This is a genomic window from Ideonella sp. WA131b, from assembly GCA_023657425.1.
Lineage (GTDB): Bacteria > Pseudomonadota > Gammaproteobacteria > Burkholderiales > Burkholderiaceae_C > Rubrivivax.
Genome location: JAGTJW010000001.1, coordinates 1,436,218 through 1,454,876, shown reverse-complemented (window position 1 = coordinate 1,454,876; position 18,659 = coordinate 1,436,218). Strand labels below are relative to the sequence as shown.

Here is an 18,659-nt window from a genome sequence, read left to right as displayed (position 1 = left end):
CCTTCAGCCGCGGACCTCGCCCTGCCCCAGCACCACCCACTTCATCGAGGTGAGGCCCTCCAGCCCCACCGGCCCGCGGGCGTGGAACTTGTCGGTGCTGATGCCGATCTCGGCGCCCAGCCCATACTCGAAACCGTCGGCAAACCGCGTGCTGGCGTTGACCATCACGCTGGACGAGTCGACCTCGCGCAGGAAGCGCATCGCGTTCGGGTGGCTCGTGGTCAGGATTGCGTCGGTGTGGTGGCTGCCGTACAGATTGACGTGCGCGATGGCCTCGTCGAGCGAGTCGACGACCTTGATGCTGATGACGGGCGCCAGGTACTCGGTGGCCCAGTCGGCTTCGGTGGCCGGCAGCACCTTCGGCAGGCCGGCCAGCAGCACCAGCGCGCGCGCGCAGCAGCGCATCTCCACGCCCTTGGCCGCGAACACCGCGCCGATGCATGGCAGGAAGGCCGCAGCCTGCGCGGCGTGCACGAGCAGGCTCTCGGCGGCGTTGCAGGGGCTGAACTTTTGCGTCTTGGCGTTGTCCGTCACCTTCACAGCGAGGTCGAGGTCGACCTCGGCGTCGACAACGACGTGGCAGTTGCCGTCTAGGTGCTTGATCACCGGCACGCGGGCCTCGGCGCTGATGCGCTCGATGAGGCCCTTGCCGCCGCGCGGGATGATCAGGTCCACGTACTGCGGCATGCTGATGAGCGCGCCCACGGCGGCACGGTCTGTGGTGGGCACGAGCTGCACCGCCTCGGGCGGCAGGCCGGCCTCGGCCAGGGCGCCCTGCACCAGCGCCGCCAGCGCGCGGTTGCTGTGGATGGCCTCGGAGCCCCCGCGCAAGATGCAGGCGTTGCCACTCTTGATGGCCAGGCTCGCGGCCTCGATGGTGACGTTCGGACGGCTCTCGTAGATCATGCCGAAGACCCCGATCGGCACACGCATCTGGCCGACGCTGATGCCGCTGGGGCGCCGCTTCACGCCGGTGATCTCGCCGACCGGGTCGGGCATGGCCGCGATCTGCTCGCAGCCCTCGGCCACGGTGGCGACGACATCGGGCGTGAGCCTGAGGCGGTCCCGCATCGGCCCGTCCAGGCCTGCCGCCCGCGCCGCAGCGAGGTCGATCTCGTTGGCCTCGGCCACCGCCGCGCCGACCGAGCGCAAGCGGCGCGCCAGCCCTCGCAGCGCGGCGTCCCTGGCTGCCGTCGGCGCTGCGGCCATGCGGGTGGCCGCGGCTCGGGCGGCGACGCCCAGCCCCTGCATCAGGGTGCCGACAGAGCTGGCGTTGGAGGAGCGGTCCTGGGTGTCCATCCCGGCATTGTCGCCGGGCAGGTTTGCGCCGCCCCCCAGCTCAGCCCTTGGCACCCCGCTTCGCGCCGGGCTTGCGCTCAGGCCTTGGCTCGAACTCGAAGCCGACCTTGCCCTCCTTCGCGTCCCAGGCCAGGTAGGCCCTGAAGGCTCGCCGCGTCTTGTTCGAGACGAAGCCCTGCAGCAGCGAGGTCTTGCCGGTGGACAGCAGCTTCGTGAACTCCTCCTGCGACACCGGCTGCTGCAGGATGATCTTGCCGCTCTTGAAGTCGCAGGTCACGTGTGCGCCCACGGCGTGCTCGCAGACATAGTTGCTGCCGTGCTCGTGGACGCGGCCCTTGCACTTGGGGCAGGCACCCAGGCTGGACCGACCGGCAAAATCCACCGGCTCGCCGTCGGCCTGCCCCTGGCGCTCGTCATCGCCGAAGTCGAACTCCAGCTTCCAGTTGCCGATCTCGTCGTCGCGCACCAGCTTGAGCTCGGCCGTGAACGGCCAGCCGGCCTTGCTGCGGAAACCCTCGAGCGGGCCGATCCTGTGGTCGCGGATGAAGGCCTCGGCCTCGACGATCTCGAAGGCCCGGCCGGCCGGGATCTTGGTGATGGAGAAGCCGCAGCCTTCGGTGTCGCCATCGGCCCCCGCGCAGGCGTAGCGGCGGTAGTTCTCCTTGACCACGCCGCCGCAATTGGGGCAAGGCTGGGCCAGCGTGGCGTAGTCGCCCGGGATGGTGTCGCGGTCGTATTCCTTGGCCTTCTTCACGATGCGCTCGGCCATCCTGGCAATCTCGGCCATGAAGGCGTCGCGTGAGAGCCGCCCGTGCTCCATCTCGGCGAGCTGGTGCTCCCATTGGCCGGTGAGCTCGGGCTTGGTCAGGTCCTCGATGGCCAGGCCGCGCAGCAGCGTCATCAGCTGGAAGGCCTTGGCCGTGGGCACCAGCTCGCGGCCGTCGCGCAGCATGTACTTCTCGTTGATCAGGCCCTCGATGGTGGCGGCGCGCGTGGCCGGGGTGCCCAGGCCCTTCTCCTTCATGGCGTCGCGCAGCTCCTCGTCGTCGATGAGCTTGCCGGCACCCTCCATTGCGGAGAGCAGCGTGGCCTCGGTGTAGCGCGCCGGCGGACGCGTCTTCTGCGCCAGCACCTCCACGCTCTCGGTCTTGACGAGCTCGCCCGGTTCAACGGCCACCAGGTTGGCGTCGTCGTCCTGCGCCTCCTTGCCGTACACCGCCAGCCAGCCGGGGTTGACGAGCACCTTGCCGTTGGTCTGGAAGCGGTGCTCTGCGGCGCCCACCTTCACGGTGCTGATGCGCGTGGTGACCATGAACTCGGCGCTCGGGTAGAACACCGCGATGAAGCGCTTGACGACCATGTCGTAGAGCTTGAGCTCGATCTCGCTCAGGCTCTTTGGCGCCTGCAGCGTGGGGATGATGGCGAAGTGGTCGGACACCTTGGTGTTGTCGAACACACGCTTCACGGGTTTCACGTAGCCGTCGTTCAAGGCCTTGCGCGCGTGGCCGCCCAGCTCGCGCAGCGGGCCGGGCAGGTCTTCGTCGGCCAGCATCGCCATGGTCTGCTTGACGGTGCCCACGTAGTCTTCGGGCAGCGCGCGGCTGTCGGTTCGCGGGTAGGTGAGCACCTTGTGCTTTTCGTACAGCGCCTGGGCCAGCGACAAGGTGGTCTTGGCGCTGAAGCCGAAGCGCGAGTTGGCCTCGCGCTGCAAGGTCGTCAGGTCGTACAGCAAGGGGCTGGCCTGCGTGCTGGGCTTGGCTTCGTCCACCACGCTGGCGGGCTGGCCGCGCACCGCCTGCTCGATGGCCCTTGCTTCCGCCTCGTTCCACAGACGGTCGGCGCGGGCATCCGCATCGGGCGTGGCGTCAAGCGGTGCCCCCTCCCCGGCTCGACCCTTCTTGAACTTCGGGTCGAACCACTTGCCGTCGTAGAGGCCGGCCGTGGCGTCGAAGCTGGCCTTCACCTCCCAGTACGGGCGGCTCACGTGCTTGCGGATCTTCTCTTCGCGCTCGACCACGATGCTGAGCGTGGGCGTCTGCACGCGGCCCACGGTGGTGAGGAAGAAGCCGCCGTCGCGCGAGTTGAAGGCGGTCATCGCGCGCGTGCCGTTGATGCCCACCAGCCAGTCGGCCTCGGAGCGGCTGCGCGCAGCGTCGGCCAGGCCCAGCATCTGGCGGTCGGAGCGCAGCTTGTCAAAGCCCTCGCGGATGGCCTGCGGCGTCATGCTTTGCAGCCAGAGGCGGCGGATCGGCTTGCCGTGGACCTTGTCGCCAAAGGCGTACTGCAGGATGAGCCGGAAGATCAGCTCGCCCTCACGCCCGGCGTCGCAGGCGTTGATGATGGCGCCGACGTCCTTGCGCTTGACCAGCCGCACCACGGCCGTGAGCCGGCTCTTGGCCTTGTCGATGGGCGCCACGTCGAAGTGCGGCGGCACCACCGGCAGGTTGGCGAAACTCCACTTGCCGCGCTTGACCTCGTAGTCGTCCGGGGCCTTGATCTCCACCAGATGGCCGACCGCACTGGTGACAACCCAGCGGTCATTCTCGAAGTGGTCGGCTTGCTTGTCGAACTTGCCGTCGGCCGAGCCGAGCGCGCGCACGATGTCCTGCGCCACGCTGGGCTTTTCGGCAATGATGATCGTCTTCGTCATGGTCCTGTGATGTCAGCTGGCTGAGCCCGATCCCTACAATGCGCCCCTTCTCGCGTGTGTGTGCGCGGGCGCCGCGCAGGCACGCGCGCGCACCTGCATGAGTTCAATGTACCGAATGAAGAAGACCCCGCAACTGCGTTCCGAGGCCAAGGCCGTTGCCCCCCGGGGCCGGCGCATCCAGGTGAGCAGGAGCGGCGTGCACGGCAAAGGCGTCTTCGCGTTGCAGTCCATCGCCGCTGGCCAGCGCATCATCGAATACACCGGCGAGACCATCACCTGGCCCGAGGCGCTGCGCCGCCACCCGCACGACCCCTCCGACCCGCACCACACCTTCTACTTCAGCCTCGACGACGGCAGCCACGTCATCGACGCCAAGTTCGGCGGCAACGCCGCGCGCTGGATCAACCACGCTTGCGAACCCAACTGCAAAGCCGAGGAGACCGCCGACGGCCGCGTCTTCATCCACGCGCTGCGCGAACTCTCGCCCGGCGAGGAACTGTTCTACGACTACGGCCTCGTGATCGACGAGCGCTATACGCCGAAGCTGAAGAAGCAGTACGAGTGCCGCTGCGGCAGCCCGCGCTGCCGTCGCACGATGCTGGCGCCCAAGCGCTGAGACGGCGTGGACACGCCCGCCCACCCGCCAGCGCCAGCGCCAGCGACGCAGCCGCCGGCGCTGGCGCTGCGCTGGGGTGCCGAGGCGCTGCGCGAGCAGCTTGAACCGCTGCTGCCGGGCATCGAGGTCGAGATCGTGGCACGCGTGGACAGTACCAACTCGCGCCTGCTGGCGCGCGCCCGCGAGGCGGGCGGCGACCGGCACGCTCCGATCAGCCACCCTGGCGGTCCCGGGCACGGTGCGTCGCTCGCGGAGGGCGGTGCCACGCCGCCAGGCCGGTGTGCCGCCGACCTCACACCCTGCCTGCTGGTGGCCGAGGAGCAGACGGCCGGCCGCGGCCGCCTGGGCCGCGGCTGGAGCAGCGCCGCCACCCGCTCGCTCACGTTCTCGCTGGGTCTGCCGCTGGCGCCTGTGCAGTGGGACGGCCTCTCGCTGGCCGTGGGCGTGGCGCTGGCCGAGGCGCTGGAGACACGGCCGGCGGCCCCGCGGCTGGCCCTGAAGTGGCCCAACGACCTGTGGCTGCGCGACGACGCCGCCGCGCCCGTGCTCGGCCGCAAGCTCGGCGGTGTGCTGATCGAGACCGTGTCCGTGGGCCGCCACCGCATGGTCGTGGTGGGCGTCGGGCTGAACGTGCTGCCGCGCGCCGAAGTGGCGACCGCCGGCCCGCCGCTGGCGCACGGCTACGCTTGCCTGCAGGAGCTGGACGCGGCCGCGGCCGCGCCGGCCACGCTGGCCACCGTGGCCGTGCCGCTGGCACAGGCCCTCAAGCGCTTCGAGCGCGGGGGCTTCGCGCCGTTTGTGCAAGGCTTTGCCGCGCGCGACCTGCTCCTGGGCCAGGCCGTCGTCGTGCACGGCGGCAGCGCGCTGGAGGGCGTGGCCGCCGGCGTGGACGAGCAGGGCGCCCTGCGCCTGCGCACGGCAGCCGGCGAGCACCGGATCGTCAGCGGCGAGGCCAGCGTGCGGCTGGCGCACCCGGCCGGCGCGCGCTGAAGCCCAGCCACCACCGATGCTGCGCATCCTCGTCGTTCTGCTGCTGCTCGCCAACGGCCTGTACCTTGCCTGGGCGCAGGGGTGGCTGGGCACACCGCCGCGCCAGGCCGAGCGCGAGCCGCAGCGGCTGGCCGCGCAGGTCGCGCCGGGATCGGTGACGGTGCTGCCGGCGCCCGTTGCCAGCGCCGCCGTCCAGGCCGCCCGCGCCGCGGTGCTGGCCTGCATCGAAACCGACCCCTTGCGCGAGCCCGATCTCGGCGCCGCCGAGGCCCGCCTGGCCGAAGCCCTGGTGTCCCCCGACGATGTCCAGCGGCTGGCGGCCACCAGGCCCGGTCGCGATGCGGCGGGCACCGTGCTGCGCCTGCCGCAGGCGCCACCCGATCTGACCCGGCGGCTGGCCGCAGCCGGCTTCAAGCCCTGCAGCGCCGCTCGCTGAGGGCGACGGCCTTGCTCAGCGCCGCCGGCCCGGCATCAGCGCCAGGACGGCCAACAGCAGCCCGCCCATCCAGCCGGCGGTGACGGCGCCGCCACCACCGCCGCCGCCATCGCCGCCATCGGACGGCTGCGCGACCGGTGGCGGCCCGCCCGCTGCGGCCACCGAGACGGTCACTTGCGACGCCTGGCTGGCGCCGCTGCTGTCGGTGACCCGCAGCTCCACCGTGAACCGGCCGGCTGCGGTTGGCGTCAGTGTCGCCGTGCTGGCATCGGTGGCGCTCGTGAAGCCGCTGGCCACGCCAGCCTCCGAAGAGACCAACTGCCAAGACCATGCGGTCACACTGCTGCCGATGGAGGCCAGGCTGCCGACGCCGCTCAGCGACACAGGCGAGCCCACCGCCGGAGCGGGCGTCTGCACCTGGATGCGCGCCAGCACGCCGGCAGCGGCAGCGACTGCGGCGCCCGCGTCGAGCATGCCGGCGCCGCACAGGCCGGTGGTGCAGTAACACTGGCCGCTGGGCCCGGCCGCGGCGATGTTGGTGCACATCGGCACCGGGGTCGGGTCATTGGCGCCGTTGTCCGCACCGCTGGTGGGGAAGGGCTTCGCCTTGGCCTTGATGGCGGCTGTCAGCTCCGACGGCGTCATCACGGGCCGCTTCGACACCATCAGCCCCGCCACCGCCGCCACCAGCGGCGACGCGAAGCTGGTCCCCACGGTGAAGTCGTAGCTGTCGGTCCAGACCGATGCGACCGGCACGGTCGTGCCACTGTTCGACGCCGCCAGGATGGGGTAGAGGCAGGGCGTGCCGGGCTGCACGTTGATGCAGTTGCCGCCGGGTGCCGCGATGCCGATCTCCGGGCCCATGTCGGAGAACCCCACCTTGCTGCCCACGTGGCGCAGCGCCGCCACGCCAAGCACGCCGCGGCAGTTGGCCGGCTCGTTGACCGCGCCGCCCACGCTGTTGCCGGCCGCCGCCACGACCAGCACACCGCGGGCCATGATCTCGTCCACCGCGGCCTGGTAGGCGGCCCCGCAGGCGCCGCTGCCGCCCAGGCTGAGGTTCAGCACCTGCGCCGGGTTCGGGTTGTCGGGCACGCCGTCCACCGTCAGCCCGGCCGCCCAGCGCATGCCGGAGATGATGTCGTTGTCGGTGCCGAAGCACTTGCCCAGCACGCGCACCGGCAGCACGCGCACGTCCGGGGCGGCGCCGGCCATGCCCAGGGCGTTTTCGGTGGCGGCGCCCACCAGGCTGCTGGTGGCGGTGCCGTGCCAGGAGCTGCTCCGGGCCGGGCACCCGTTGAACGGGGCGAGCCCGGCCTCGGCGCTGGACACCCAGTCGCCGGGGTCGGTGGGGTCGGCGTCGCGGCCATTGCCGTCGTTGGCCACGGTCGCGTTGCTGACGAAGTCGTAGCCCGGCAGCAGCTTGCCGCCGGTGGCCACGCGCCCCAGGTCGGGGTGATCGAAGCGCACGCCCGTGTCGAGCACGGCCACCACCACGCTCGCGCTGCCGCGGGTTCGCACCCAGGCGGCTTCGATGTTGATGGCCGAGCGCACCGTGGCGTCGGGCGCGCGCAGATACCACTGGCCGCTGGCCGGGCCGTCCTGCAGCGTGCTGCCGTTGCTGCGGCGCTCGGTGGGGCTGGCCACGTACAGCGGGTCGTTCGGCGCCGCCACGATGACCTTTCGCCCATTGGGCTGGGCGTAGGCCACATCAGGGTGGGCGGCCAGCTGCCGCGCCAGGGTGAGGGAATCCACGCCTTCGGCACGCATCACCTGCACGCCGCGGCCCACCGCGGGGCCGGCCTGCAGCCCGCGATCCAGCCGCCGGCCGAGCCGGTCGGCGCGCTGCTGGAGCACGCGCTGCGCCTGCGCGGCCGCGATGCGCTCGGCCATCGGGTGCCAGCGCAGCACGTCGGCGGAGGGCTTGAAGCCGACGATCACCTCGGCGGTCGGACCCGCCGCCGCGGCCACGGGCGGCAGGGCCCACAAAAGGGCCGCCATCGCGGCGGCCAGGCTCAGAGAGATCTTCGATGGGGTGGCGCTCATCGCCGTAGTTTAGGAGTGCCGGCTTGTCTTGGCATCAGGTCGACGCCATCACCCTCACCATCTCGAGCACCTTGTTCGAGTAGCCCCACTCGTTGTCGTACCAGGCGATGACCTTGACGAAAGTCTTGTCCAGCGCGATGCCGGCGTCGGCGTCGAACACGCTGGTGCAGGGCTCGCCGCGGAAGTCGGTGGCCACCACCTTGTCCTCGGTGTAGGCCAGCACGCCCTTCATGGGGCCGGCGGCGGCGGCTTTCATCGCGTTGCAGATGTCGTCCCAGCTGGCTTCCTTCACCAGCTCGGCCGTCAGGTCGATGACGGACACGTCGGACGTGGGCACGCGGAAGCTCATGCCGGTGAGCTTCTTGTTCAACTCGGGGATCACCACGCCCACGGCCTTGGCGGCGCCGGTGCTGCTGGGGATGATGTTCTCCAGGATGCCGCGGCCGCCGCGCCAGTCCTTGTTGCTCGGACCGTCGACCGTCTTCTGCGTGGCGGTGGCGGCGTGCACGGTGGTCATGAGGCCGCGCTTGATGCCGAAGCTGTCGTTCAGCACCTTGGCCACGGGCGCCAGGCAGTTGGTGGTGCAGCTGGCGTTGCTGATGATCGCCTGGCCGGCGTAGGTCTTGTCGTTCACGCCGTAGACGAACATCGGCGTGTCGTCCTTGCTGGGGGCGCTCTGGATCACCTTCCTGGCACCGGCGTCCAGGTGCTTCTGGCAGGTGTCCCTGGTGAGGAACAGGCCCGTGCTCTCGACCACGATGTCGGCGCCGACCTCGCCCCAGGTGAGCAGCGCCGGATCCTTGTGGGCCGTCAGGCGGATCTTCTTGCCGTTGACGATGAGCGTGCTGCCGTCGACGGCGATGTCCCCCTTGAAGCGGCCGTGCACGCTGTCGTACTTGAGCATGTAGGCCAGGTAGTCGGGCTCGAGCAGGTCGTTGATGCCGACCACCTCGATGTCGGCAAAGTTCTGCACCGCGGCGCGGAACACCATGCGGCCGATGCGGCCGAAGCCGTTGATGCCGATGCGGATGGTCATGTCGGACTCCTTGGGTCGATGCGGGATCGGGGGGTGGGGATCAACGGCCGAGCACCGCGCGCACCACCGCCACGACGTTCTCGGTGGTGAGCTTGAAGTGCTTGAACAGCGCGCCGGCCGGCGCGCTCTCGCCGTAGGTGTCGATGCCGACGACGGCGGCGCAGCCGTACTTCCACCAGCCGTCCGTCACGCCGGCTTCCACGGCGATGCGCGGCAGGCCGTCGGGCAGCACGCTGCGCTTGTAGGCCACGCTCTGGCGGTCGAACACCGTGGTGCTGGGCACGCTCACCACGCGCACGGCAATCTTCAGCGCGGCCAGCGCCTCCTGGGCCTGCAGCGCCAGGTGCACCTCGGAGCCGCTGGCCAGGATCACGGCCCGCGCCTTCTTCTTCAGTCCCACCTCGGCCGGCTCGGCCAGCACGTAGGCGCCCTTGGCCAGGTCGGCGAGGCTGGCCTTCGGCAGATGCGGCAGCGCCTGGCGGCTCAGCAGCAGCGCCGTGGGCCGCGTGGCGTTGGCCAGCGCCATGGCCCAGGCCGCCGTGGTCTCGGTGCCGTCGGCCGGACGCCAGACGTCGAGGTTGGGGATCAGCCGCAGGCTGGCCGCGTGCTCCACGCTCTGATGCGTGGGGCCGTCCTCGCCCAGGCCGATGCTGTCGTGCGTGAACACGTGCACCACGCGCTTCTTCATCAGCGCGGCCATGCGGATGGCGTTGCGGCTGTAGTCGCTGAAGGTGAGGAAAGTGCCGCCGTAGGGAATGAAGCCGCCGTGCAGCGCCACGCCGTTCATGATGGCGGCCATGCCGAACTCGCGCACGCCGTAGTTGATGTGGCGACCGACGCGCACCGCGTCGGGGGTGGCCGCCGCGTGGGTGTAGGTGACGACCTTGCCCGCATCGTCGAAACGCATCGCCGGGGTGTGCGAGGTGTTCGTGAGGTTGCTGCCGGTGAGGTCGGCGCTGCCGCCGAGCAGCTCGGGCAGCGCGGCGGTGAAGACCTCCAGCGCGTTCTGGCTGGCCTTGCGCGTGGCCACCGATTCGGCCTTGTCGTGGGCCGCCGCGATGGCGACGGCGGCCTGCGAGGCAAAGTCCTCGGGCAGCTGGCCGGCCAGGCGTCGCTGCAGCTGCACGGCCAGGTCGGGGTGGGCCGCGGCATAAGCCTCGAAGCGCGCGGCCCAGTCGCCGTGCGCGGCGCTGCCGGCCGCGTGCGCATCCCAGGCCTCGTAGGCGGCCTCGGGCAGCACGAAGGGCTCGTGCGGCCAGCCCAAGGCGGCACGCGTGAGCTTGATCTCCTCCGCTCCCAGCGCCTCGCCGTGCGCCTTGGCGCTGCCGGCGCGGTTGGGGCTGCCCTTGCCGATGGTGGTGCGGCAGATCACCAGCGTCGGTCGGGTGCGGTTGTGGCGGGCCTGCGCCAGCGCGGCGTCGACGGCCGCGACATCGTGGCCGTCGACCGGACCAAGCACGTTCCAGCCCATCGCCGCAAAGCGCTGAGCGGCGTTGTCGGGGTACCAGGGTGCAATCGCGCCGTCGATGCTGATGCCGTTGTCGTCGTACACGGCCACCAGCTTGTTCAGCCTCCAGGCCGCGGCCAGCGCGATGGCCTCGTGGCTGATGCCTTCCATCAGGCAGCCGTCGCCGACCGCCACCCAGGTGCGGTGGTCGACGATCTCATGGCCGGGCCGGTTGAACTCGGCCGCCAGCAGCTTCTCGGCCAGCGCCATGCCCACGGCGTTGGCCAGGCCCTGGCCCAGCGGGCCGGTGGTGGTCTCGACGCCGGGGGTCACGTCCACCTCGGGGTGGCCGGGCGTCTGGCTGTGCAGCTGGCGGAAGCGGCGCAGCTCGCTCATCGGCAGGTCGTAGCCGGTCAGGTGCAGCAGCGCGTACAGCAGCATGGAGCCGTGGCCGTTGCTCAGGACGAAGCGGTCGCGGTCGGGCCAGGCGGGGTCGGCCGGATCGTGCTTCAGATGGCGGCCCCACAGAGCGACCGCGATCTCGGCCATGCCCATGGGCGCGCCGGGATGGCCGGAGTTCGCTTGCTGCACGGCGTCCATGGCCAGTGCACGGACGGCGTTGGCCATCAAGGAGGTGTCGGGGGCGGAGCGGGACATCGGGGCGGCGCGGGGATCGCGCGGTTGGGCGACAGGGAACCCGGGATTCTAGGAGCCGCTGCGCGGCCGAAGCGCCCGCCGCTCAGGCGCCCAGCCTGCGCGCAGCGCCCGGCACGGCCTGCACCAGACGGCGCGTGTACGGGTGCTCGGGCGCGGTGAACAGCCGCCCCGGCGGCCCGGCCTCAACGACGCGGCCATGCTGGAGCACGAGCACCTCGTCGCACACCAGGTCCACCACGGCGAGGTCGTGGCTGATGAAGAGGTAGGCCAGGCCGTAGCGCTGCTGCAGATCGCGCAGCAGGTTCAGCACCTGGGCCTGCATGCTGACGTCGAGCGCGCTCACTGGCTCGTCGGCCACGATGAGCCGCGGCCGCGTGACGAGTGCGCGCGCGATGGCAATGCGCTGGCGCTGGCCGCCGCTGAATTCGTGCGGGTAGCGCTCAAGGTCGGCCGCGGCCAGGCCCACCGCCTCCAGCGCCTCGGCCGCGCGCGCACGCTGCCCGGCCGGCCCGGCACCCAGCAGCGCGCGCAAGGGCTCGGCCACCGTCTGCAGCACGCTGCGGCGAGGGTCGAGCGAGCCGTAGGGATCCTGAAACACCATCTGGAAACCGGCGCGCGCGCGCCGCAGCGCCGCGGCGCCGAGCGCATGCAGGTCGACGCCGTCGAAACGCACGGTGCCGGCCGAGGGGCGCTCCAGCGCCATCACCAGCCGCGCCAGCGTGCTCTTGCCCGAACCGCTCTCGCCGACGATGCCCAGGCTGCGCCCGGCCTCGAGCGTGAAGCCGACGCCGGCCAGCGCCTCGACCTCGGGCGCGGCGGCGAACAGGCGGCGCCGCGGCAGCCGGTAGCGTTGGTGCAGGCCCTCGGCCTGCAGCAGCGGCGCCGTCATGGTGCCGCCCCCGCCGGCACCTGTGTGCGCAGACAACGGGCCGCATGGCCCGCAGCCCCGGGCACGGCGAACTCGGCCACCGGGCCGGCGCGGCAGTCGTCGCCGGCCAGCGCGCAGCGCGCTGCGAAGGCGCAACCCTCCGGCATCGCCCCCAGCGACGGCACGCGCCCGGGGATGGTCGCCAGCCGCGCCCCGCGCGGCAGCCCGACGCGCGGCCGCGCCGCCTGCAGCCCGCGGGTGTAGGGGTGGGTCGCTTGCGCGAACACCGCCGCGGTGGGCCCGCGCTCGACGATCTCGCCCGCGTACATCACGTGCAGGTGGTCGGCGTGATCGGCCACCAGGCCGAGGTCGTGGCTGATCAGCACCAGGCCCATGCCGTCCTCGCGCACCAGCTCGCCGATCAGCGCCAGCACCTCGCGTTGCAGCGTCACATCCAGCGCCGTCGTGGGCTCATCGGCCACCAGCAGCGCCGGGGCGCAGGCCAGCGCGATGGCAATGACCACGCGCTGGCGCTGCCCGCCCGAGAGCTGATGCGGCCAGGCGTCGAGCCGCTCCTGCGCGTTCGGCATCTGCACGCGCTCCAGCAGCCGCAGCGCCTCGGCGCGCGCCGCGCGGCGGCCCAGGCCGCGGTGCAGGTGCAGCGGCTCGGCGATCTGGGCGCCGATGGTGTGCAGCGGGTTCAGGGCCGACATCGGCTCCTGAAAAACCATGGCGATGCGGTTGCCGCGCAGCCGGCACCAGTCGCGCTCGGGCAGGCCGACCAGCTCGGTGCCCAGCAGCCGCATCGACCCCGAGACCCCGGCGCCCTCGGGCAACAGGCCCATCAGCGCCAGCGCCGTGAGGCTCTTGCCGCAGCCGCTCTCGCCAATGAGGCCCAGGGTCTGGCGGCGCCCGACGCTGAAGTCCAGACCCCGCAGCGCCGGCAGCCGGCCGCCCGCGGTGGCGAGCGTGACGCGCAGGTCGCGGACCTCGAGCAGCGGGGGAGGCGGGACTTCTGGCATGGGCGGCAGCGGGCGCGGCGACGATAGCGCAGCGCCTGGCCCCGGCCCGCGCCTGCCCTCAGGCAGCGACCATCTGCACGATGGCCCCGGCCGGCTGCGCGCCACTCGTGCGCGCGACCTCGCGGCCCTGCACCACCTTCACCAGCGTCGGGATGCTGCGGATGGCGTAGCGCTGCGCCAGCTGCGGGTTGGCGTCGGTGTCCACCTTCACCAGCAGCGCGCGGTCACCCAACTGCTGCGCAGCCTGGGCGAAGGCCGGCGCCATCATGCGGCAGGGGCCGCACCAGGCGGCCCAGAAGTCCACCAGCATGGGCCGGTCTGTGGCCAGGGCCACGGCGTCGAAGTCGGCGTCGGTCAGCGCCAGCACCTGGCCGTCGAGCAAGGGCTTGCCGCAGCGGCCGCAGTTCGGGTGCTCGTCGATGCGTGTGGCCGGCACGCGGTTGGTGGCGCCGCAGTGCGGGCAGGCCGCGTGCAGTCGGGTGTCGTCGTTCATCGCAGGCACATGGAGGCGTCGGCCGGGTGTTCAAGCCTGGGCCAGCCGCTGCGCCACCGCGTCGCCCACGAAGCGCATGAAGGCCTGCACGCGGGCGGTGCCGAGCAGATCGGGATGGGTCAGCATCCACACCGGCACGTCCAGGGCCGGGATCACCTCGGATACCGCTACCAGCTCGGGCAGCCGCTGCTCCATGAAGGTGGGCAGCACGGCCACGCCGACGCCGGTGCGCAGCATGGCCGCGGCGGCGTTGATCTCGGCGCCAAGGCCGACGCCTTGGTGGACGGCCGCCGGCCAGCGTCGCGCCGGGCAGCGGCTGCTCGCCGTGCCCTGATCGCGGGGGAGCAGGGGGCGGCGACGACGCGCTCCCTAGAATGCCCCGATGCCCTTGACGCTGACGCTGCTGCGGCTGCACCGGCTGGCCGCCGTGGCGCTGCTGGGATTCGCCAGCGGCCTGCCGCTGGCCCTCACCGGCCAGGCCATGCAGGCCTGGCTCACGCTCGACGGCATCGATCTCGCCACCATCGGCTTTCTCAGCCTGGTCGGGCTGCCCTATACCTTCAAGTTCCTGTGGGCGCCGCTGATGGACCGCTTCGAGCTGCCCATTGCCATCGCCGGGCGCTGGGGCCGACGGCGCGGCTGGCTGGTGGCCACGCAGCTGCTGCTGGCGCTGGCGTTGTGGGCGCTGGCCGCCACGTCGCCCAGCGAGGGCATCCGCGCGTTTGCGTTGCTGGCGGTGGCCGTGGCCTTCCTGTCGGCCAGCCAGGACGTGGTGGTCGACGCCTACCGCACCGACCTGCTGCCCGCCGCCGAACGCGGCATGGGCGCATCGCTGGGCGTCATGGGCTACCGGCTGGCGATGATCTTGTCTGGCGACATCGCCATGATCTGGACCGACCCCGCACAGGCCGCGGGCTGGACCTGGCCCGAGGTCTACCGCTTCATGGCGCTGCTGATGGCCGGCGCGGCGGGGGTGTCGGCGCTGCTGTTGCCCGCGCTGCCGCCCCTGCCGCCAGTCCCGCCAGGCGCCACGCCGCCGGCCAGCGCGGGGCGCGACCTGCGCGGCTTTGCCGCCGTGCTGCTGGCCGTGGGCGCCGGCTGGTGGCTGACCGACCGCTTCGGCACCGACATCGCCCGTGCGCTGTTGGGACCGCTGCTCGAGGGCAGCAGCCTGCCCGCGCCGCTGCAGCAGCGCTGGATCAACCTGGTGGCGCTGCTGCTGGGCATCGCCTTCACGCTGCCGCTGGCGGCCTGGGCGGCGCGGCGCGCAGGCTTCACCACGCTGCTGTCGGGCCTGGAGAGCTACTTCAGCCAGAAGGGCGCGCCCGCTTTCCTGCTGTTCATCGTGCTCTACAAGCTGGGCGACGCCTTCGCCGGCAGCCTGATGACGCCCTTCCTGCTCAAGGCCATGGCCTACACCTCGGCCGAGGTGGGCGTGGTGAACAAGGTGCTCGGGCTGTGGATGACGATCGGCGGCGCGCTGCTGGGCGGCGCGCTGATGCTCAAGCTCGGGCTGTGGCGCTCGCTGATGCTCTTCGGCGCGCTGCAGCTGCTGTCGAACCTGGGCTTCTGGTGGCTGGCCGTCTCGGGCAAGGGCGTGCTGCCCGGGCTCACGCTGCCGCCCTTCGACTGGGGTTTCGTCGCGCTGGCCACGCCCACGCCAGTGGACGGCGGCCTGCTGATGGTGGTGGCCTTCGAGAACATCTCCGGCGGCATGGGCACGGCCGCGTTCGTGGCCTTCCTGATGAGCCTGTGCAACCAGCGCTTCACGGCCACGCAGTTCGCGCTGCTCAGCGCCTTTGCCAGCGTCGGCCGCGTCTGGGTGGGGCCGCTGGCGGGCGTGCTGGCCGAGAGCATCGGCTGGCCGACCTTCTTCATCATCAGCACCGTGCTGGCGGCGCCGGCGCTGGTGATGCTGCGCCGGCTGCGGCGCGAGGTGGATGCGCTGGATGCGCCCGCCGCAAGCGCAGCCCCGTGCACGCCCCAGGGTCAGGCCGCGGCTTCCTAGAATCCGGCGCATGGGCACAGCCCCGCCGCCATCTTCGTTTCTGGGCTGCCTCTGCCACCGGGCGGGGGCGCCGAACGCGCCGGCTTCGGCCCGCCGGCGGCTGTTCACCGGCCTGGCCCTGGCCAGCGCCGCCGCCCCGGCCCTGGCCAGCATCCCCGAGTGCCGGCGCTCTCGGGCGGCCGCGGTCGCGCCGGCGAGCTACGTCGAGAGCATGGCGCAGCAGCAGTACGCGCAGATCCTGCGCCAGGCGCAGCAGCAGCGCGCGCTGGCCACCGGCGGCGTGCAGCTGGAGCGGCTGCGTGACATGGCCGCGCGCATGGTGCCGTTCGCACCCGGCTGCAACGAGCGCGCGCGCCAGTGGCGTTGGGAGGTCAACCTGCTGGGCTCCAGCCAGATCAACGCCTTCTGCATGCCCGGCGGCAAGATCGCCTTCTTCACCGGCATCCTCGCGCGGCTGAAGCTCGACGACGACGAGGTGGCGATGATCATGGGCCACGAAATCGCGCATGCGCTGCTCGAGCACGCGCGCGAGCGTCTGGTCAAGGCCGGCGGCACCGAGCTGCTGCTGCGCGGCGGTGCGGCGCTGCTCGGCCTGGGCAGCCTGGGCGACGCCGCCGCAGCCGGCGCCAGCCAGCTGCTGGGCCTGAAGTACAGCCGCGACGACGAGTCGGAGGCCGACGCACTGGGCCTGATCATCGCCGCCCAGGCCGGCTACGACCCGCGGGCCGGCGTCACGCTGTGGCAGAAGATGATCCGCATCGGCGGCGACCAGCCGCCACCCTGGCTGAGCACGCACCCGGCGGGCGAGCGGCGCATCGCCGACATCCAGGCGCGGCTGCCGCAGCTGACGCCGGTGTTCGAGCGCGCGCCCAAGCCGCCCCGGCGCTTCGGGCCGCCGGCCTGAGCGGCGCCCCGACGCCCGGCCGGCCCGCCGAGGCCGTGCCCATCCGTCATCAGACGGGGTGAGGCCCGGCGGCCACCCCGCTGACTAGAATGTCCGCGAGCCGCGCCCGCCACCGAAGGCGCGCCGCAGGAGGGGCCTGTTCCGCATGGAGCCGCAGCCGAACACGCCGCAGGGCTCCGAGCCGGGCCCCTTGCCCGGCTTCGTGGACCGTGCCGAGCCCGACCGCTTCTGCGACCTCGTGCTCACCGGCGGCGTCACCAGCTCCATCGCCTACCCCGGCGCGGTGCACGCGCTCGGCTCGGTGTTCCGCTTCAACGGCATCGGCGGGTCGTCGTCGGGCGGCGGCACGGCGGCGCTGGCCGCGGCGGCCGAGTACCGCCGGCGCCACGGCTCGGCCGAGGGCTTCCGGCAGATGCTCGCCGGCAGCGCCGAGGTCGCCGATGGCTTCGAGGGCCGCACCGGGCTGGCGTGGCTGTTCCAGCCCGACGCCGGGCTGCAGCGGCTGTTCGACGCCATCGTGCCGGGCGTGGTCGCACCCACCGGCAAGTTCTGGGCCTTGGTGCGCGGGCTGTTGCTCGCCTACGGGCCGTTTGCGCTCGTGCCGGCCGCGGGCCTGGGCAGCGTCGCCTACCTCGCGCTGGCCAGCCACTTCCCCGCCTCGTGGCTCGGCGCCCTGGCCGGCTTCGGGCTGCTGGCGCTGGCCCTGGCCGCGGGCGCCGTGGTCGCCGGCCTCGTGCTGTGGCGCGACCTGCGCCGCCTGGCCGCCGCCGACCACGGCCTGTGCTCGGGCCTGGCGCGCCAGGCCGACGCGCCGCGCGAGCCCATCACGCCTTGGCTGCACGGCCTGATCCAGCAGGTGGCCGGACGCGCGCCCGGCGAGGCGCCGCTGAGCTTTGCCGACCTGCACGGCGCGCCCGGCGGCCCGGCGCAGGCGCTGAACGACGGCTCCTCGGCCGGCGCGCGCTCGATCGACCTGCGCATGTTCAGCGCCGACGTCACGCGCGGCCTGCCGCTGCAGCTGCCGCTGCCGGACGCCACCCCCGGCAGCGACCCCAGCGTGCCGGACGACGCCGCGCTGTACTTCCTGCCGCAGGAGCTGGCCACGCTGTTCCCGGCCGATGTGATGGCGCACCTGCTGGCCGTGTCGCCCCCGGCGCCGGGGCAGGGGCTGCGCGTGGCCGGCGGCCCCGGGGCACCGGCGCTGTCCGGGTTCCGCCGGCTGCCCGGCGCGCAGCTGCCGGTGATCGTGGCCGCGCGCATGACGGTGAGCTTCCCGCTGCTGTTCCGCGCCGTGCCGCTGTGGGCCCTCAGCCGCCCGGCGGCCCGCGCGGGCCAGCCGCCCCCGCCGCCCGAACTGCGCCGCTGCCTGTTCTCCGACGGCGGGCTGATCTCGGCCTTCCCGATGCACCTGTTCGACAGCCTGCTGCCGGCCTGGCCGACCTTCGGCATCGCGCTGCACCCGCTGGGCGCCGACGACCTGCAGGCGCTGTCCGAGGACGAGGTCGGGCGGGTCCGCGTGGCTGCGGGCGCCGACGACCTCGGCCCCGAGCGCTGGGACACGCCCTCGCAGCCGCCGCGCGGCCTGGCCGACCTTGTCGGCTTCGCCGGCGCCCTGCTGTCCACGCTGACGGGCTGGAACGACAACGCCGTGCGCCGCATGGCCGGCGTGCGCGACCGCGTGGCGCACGTCTCGCTGCGGCCTGACGTCGGCGGGCTCAACATCCGGATGTCGCCGCAGCGCATCCGCCAGCTGGCGCAGCTGGGCGGCGAGGCCGGCTACCAGCTGCTGCGCCGCTACGTGCTCGAGCTCGGCCCCGGCGGCCATGCGCGCGGCTGGAGCGAGCACCGCTGGACGCGCTTCGCGCTGCTCGCGCAGTCGCTGGCCAAGGCCGGCGAGAGCCTGGGCTGGTCGGCCCTGCGGGCGCCGCACGCCGAGCCGCTGCCGCAGCAGATCGAGCGCGCACGGCACGACGCCCCGCTGGCGCGCAGCACGGCGCAGGCCGAGCACCGACGGCGGCGCCGCGCCACGCTGCTGGCCCACGAGGCCGCGACGCTGCAGGGCCTGCTGCAGGCGCTGCAGACCGCCGAGCCGGCGCTGCGCCGCGCCGCCGGCGCCGTGCCCGACGCACCCGGCCCGCCGCCCGAACTGCGCCAGCGACCCCCACTGTGAACCCGCGCCACCAGGAG

At 72.7% G+C, this 18,659-nt stretch carries 15 protein-coding genes; 6 read left to right on the top strand and 9 right to left on the bottom strand.

All coding sequences use genetic code 11. The annotated features are described in order from the left end of the window. Window positions 1-3 precede the first annotated feature (3 nt). Both KA711_06670 and KA711_06665 read right to left on the bottom strand, forming a co-directional pair. Entirely contained in the window at window positions 4-1,299 is a 1,296-nt protein-coding gene (locus tag KA711_06670; GenBank protein MCM0608670.1) for a glutamate-5-semialdehyde dehydrogenase, read from the bottom strand. Between the two features lie 40 nt (window positions 1,300-1,339). Beyond that, window positions 1,340-3,949 (bottom strand): DNA topoisomerase III, encoded by a 2,610-nt coding sequence (locus KA711_06665; GenBank protein MCM0608669.1) that lies wholly within the window; start codon window positions 3,947-3,949, stop codon window positions 1,340-1,342. Between the two features lie 115 nt (window positions 3,950-4,064). On the opposite strand from KA711_06665, the gene KA711_06660 reads away from it, so the two are divergent. Genes KA711_06660 through KA711_06650 form a run of 3 tightly spaced genes read left to right on the top strand, consistent with a single transcriptional unit; the run spans window position 4,065 to window position 5,991 of the window. Next, a complete protein-coding gene (locus KA711_06660; GenBank protein ID MCM0608668.1) occupies window positions 4,065-4,565 on the top strand; it encodes an SET domain-containing protein-lysine N-methyltransferase in 501 nt (166 codons plus the stop codon). Between the two features lie 60 nt (window positions 4,566-4,625). After that, the gene (locus KA711_06655) at window positions 4,626-5,555 is read left to right on the top strand and encodes a biotin--[acetyl-CoA-carboxylase] ligase (protein MCM0608667.1); all 930 of its coding nucleotides are present in this window, start codon (window positions 4,626-4,628) and stop codon (window positions 5,553-5,555) included. A gap of 16 nt (window positions 5,556-5,571) precedes the next feature. Next, window positions 5,572-5,991, top strand: a complete 420-nt coding sequence (locus KA711_06650; protein MCM0608666.1) for a hypothetical protein — start codon at window positions 5,572-5,574, stop codon at window positions 5,989-5,991. A gap of 15 nt (window positions 5,992-6,006) precedes the next feature. Here the strand turns inward: KA711_06650 and KA711_06645 are convergent, their stop codons facing one another. The 7 genes from KA711_06645 to KA711_06615 all read right to left on the bottom strand — a co-directional run bounded on the left by KA711_06645 (window position 6,007) and on the right by KA711_06615 (window position 13,797). Then, a complete protein-coding gene (locus tag KA711_06645) occupies window positions 6,007-8,037 on the bottom strand; it encodes a S8 family serine peptidase (GenBank protein MCM0608665.1) in 2,031 nt (676 codons plus the stop codon). A 34-nt stretch (window positions 8,038-8,071) separates the two neighbouring features. Continuing rightward, window positions 8,072-9,073, bottom strand: a complete 1,002-nt coding sequence (gene gap / locus KA711_06640; protein MCM0608664.1) for a type I glyceraldehyde-3-phosphate dehydrogenase — start codon at window positions 9,071-9,073, stop codon at window positions 8,072-8,074. A gap of 40 nt (window positions 9,074-9,113) precedes the next feature. Continuing rightward, entirely contained in the window at window positions 9,114-11,147 is a 2,034-nt protein-coding gene (gene tkt / locus KA711_06635; protein ID MCM0608663.1) for a transketolase, read from the bottom strand. 112 nt (window positions 11,148-11,259) lie between these two features. Next, a complete protein-coding gene (locus tag KA711_06630) occupies window positions 11,260-12,066 on the bottom strand; it encodes an ABC transporter ATP-binding protein (protein MCM0608662.1) in 807 nt (268 codons plus the stop codon). Beyond that, window positions 12,063-13,067 (bottom strand): ABC transporter ATP-binding protein, encoded by a 1,005-nt coding sequence (locus KA711_06625; GenBank protein MCM0608661.1) that lies wholly within the window; start codon window positions 13,065-13,067, stop codon window positions 12,063-12,065. The genes KA711_06630 and KA711_06625 overlap by 4 nt, the downstream gene beginning before the upstream one ends. Window positions 13,068-13,125: 58 nt before the next feature. Next, window positions 13,126-13,560: a thioredoxin TrxC gene (gene trxC, locus KA711_06620; protein ID MCM0608660.1), complete on the bottom strand. Its 435-nt coding sequence runs from the start codon at window positions 13,558-13,560 to the stop codon at window positions 13,126-13,128. A 30-nt stretch (window positions 13,561-13,590) separates the two neighbouring features. Next, a complete protein-coding gene (locus tag KA711_06615) occupies window positions 13,591-13,797 on the bottom strand; it encodes a hypothetical protein (GenBank protein ID MCM0608659.1) in 207 nt (68 codons plus the stop codon). A 145-nt stretch (window positions 13,798-13,942) separates the two neighbouring features. Here KA711_06615 and KA711_06610 point away from each other — a divergent pair, with 145 nt between their 5' ends. From KA711_06610 to KA711_06600, 3 genes are all read left to right on the top strand, one after another. Next, on the top strand, window positions 13,943-15,568 hold the full coding sequence (locus KA711_06610) for an MFS transporter (GenBank protein MCM0608658.1): 1,626 nt from the start codon (window positions 13,943-13,945) through the stop codon (window positions 15,566-15,568). 10 nt (window positions 15,569-15,578) lie between these two features. Next, window positions 15,579-16,472, top strand: coding sequence for a M48 family metallopeptidase (locus KA711_06605; protein MCM0608657.1), 894 nt, complete (start codon window positions 15,579-15,581; stop codon window positions 16,470-16,472). A gap of 145 nt (window positions 16,473-16,617) precedes the next feature. Next, entirely contained in the window at window positions 16,618-18,642 is a 2,025-nt protein-coding gene (locus KA711_06600; protein MCM0608656.1) for a patatin-like phospholipase family protein, read from the top strand. Window positions 18,643-18,659: the final 17 nt, after the last annotated feature.

Coding starts and splice junctions, on each gene's coding strand:
- KA711_06625 (MCM0608661.1), bottom strand. CDS start 13,067: ATGCCAGAAGTCCCGCCTCCCCCGCTGCTCGAGGTCCGCGACCTGCGC.
- gap (MCM0608664.1), bottom strand. CDS start 9,073: ATGACCATCCGCATCGGCATCAACGGCTTCGGCCGCATCGGCCGCATG.
- tkt (MCM0608663.1), bottom strand. CDS start 11,147: ATGGCCAACGCCGTCCGTGCACTGGCCATGGACGCCGTGCAGCAAGCG.
- KA711_06605 (MCM0608657.1), top strand. CDS start 15,579: ATGGGCACAGCCCCGCCGCCATCTTCGTTTCTGGGCTGCCTCTGCCAC.
- KA711_06670 (MCM0608670.1), bottom strand. CDS start 1,299: ATGGACACCCAGGACCGCTCCTCCAACGCCAGCTCTGTCGGCACCCTG.
- KA711_06610 (MCM0608658.1), top strand. CDS start 13,943: ATGCCCTTGACGCTGACGCTGCTGCGGCTGCACCGGCTGGCCGCCGTG.
- KA711_06650 (MCM0608666.1), top strand. CDS start 5,572: ATGCTGCGCATCCTCGTCGTTCTGCTGCTGCTCGCCAACGGCCTGTAC.
- KA711_06645 (MCM0608665.1), bottom strand. CDS start 8,037: ATGAGCGCCACCCCATCGAAGATCTCTCTGAGCCTGGCCGCCGCGATG.
- trxC (MCM0608660.1), bottom strand. CDS start 13,560: ATGAACGACGACACCCGACTGCACGCGGCCTGCCCGCACTGCGGCGCC.
- KA711_06660 (MCM0608668.1), top strand. CDS start 4,065: ATGAAGAAGACCCCGCAACTGCGTTCCGAGGCCAAGGCCGTTGCCCCC.
- KA711_06600 (MCM0608656.1), top strand. CDS start 16,618: ATGGAGCCGCAGCCGAACACGCCGCAGGGCTCCGAGCCGGGCCCCTTG.
- KA711_06630 (MCM0608662.1), bottom strand. CDS start 12,066: ATGACGGCGCCGCTGCTGCAGGCCGAGGGCCTGCACCAACGCTACCGG.
- KA711_06665 (MCM0608669.1), bottom strand. CDS start 3,949: ATGACGAAGACGATCATCATTGCCGAAAAGCCCAGCGTGGCGCAGGAC.
- KA711_06615 (MCM0608659.1), bottom strand. CDS start 13,797: ATGCTGCGCACCGGCGTCGGCGTGGCCGTGCTGCCCACCTTCATGGAG.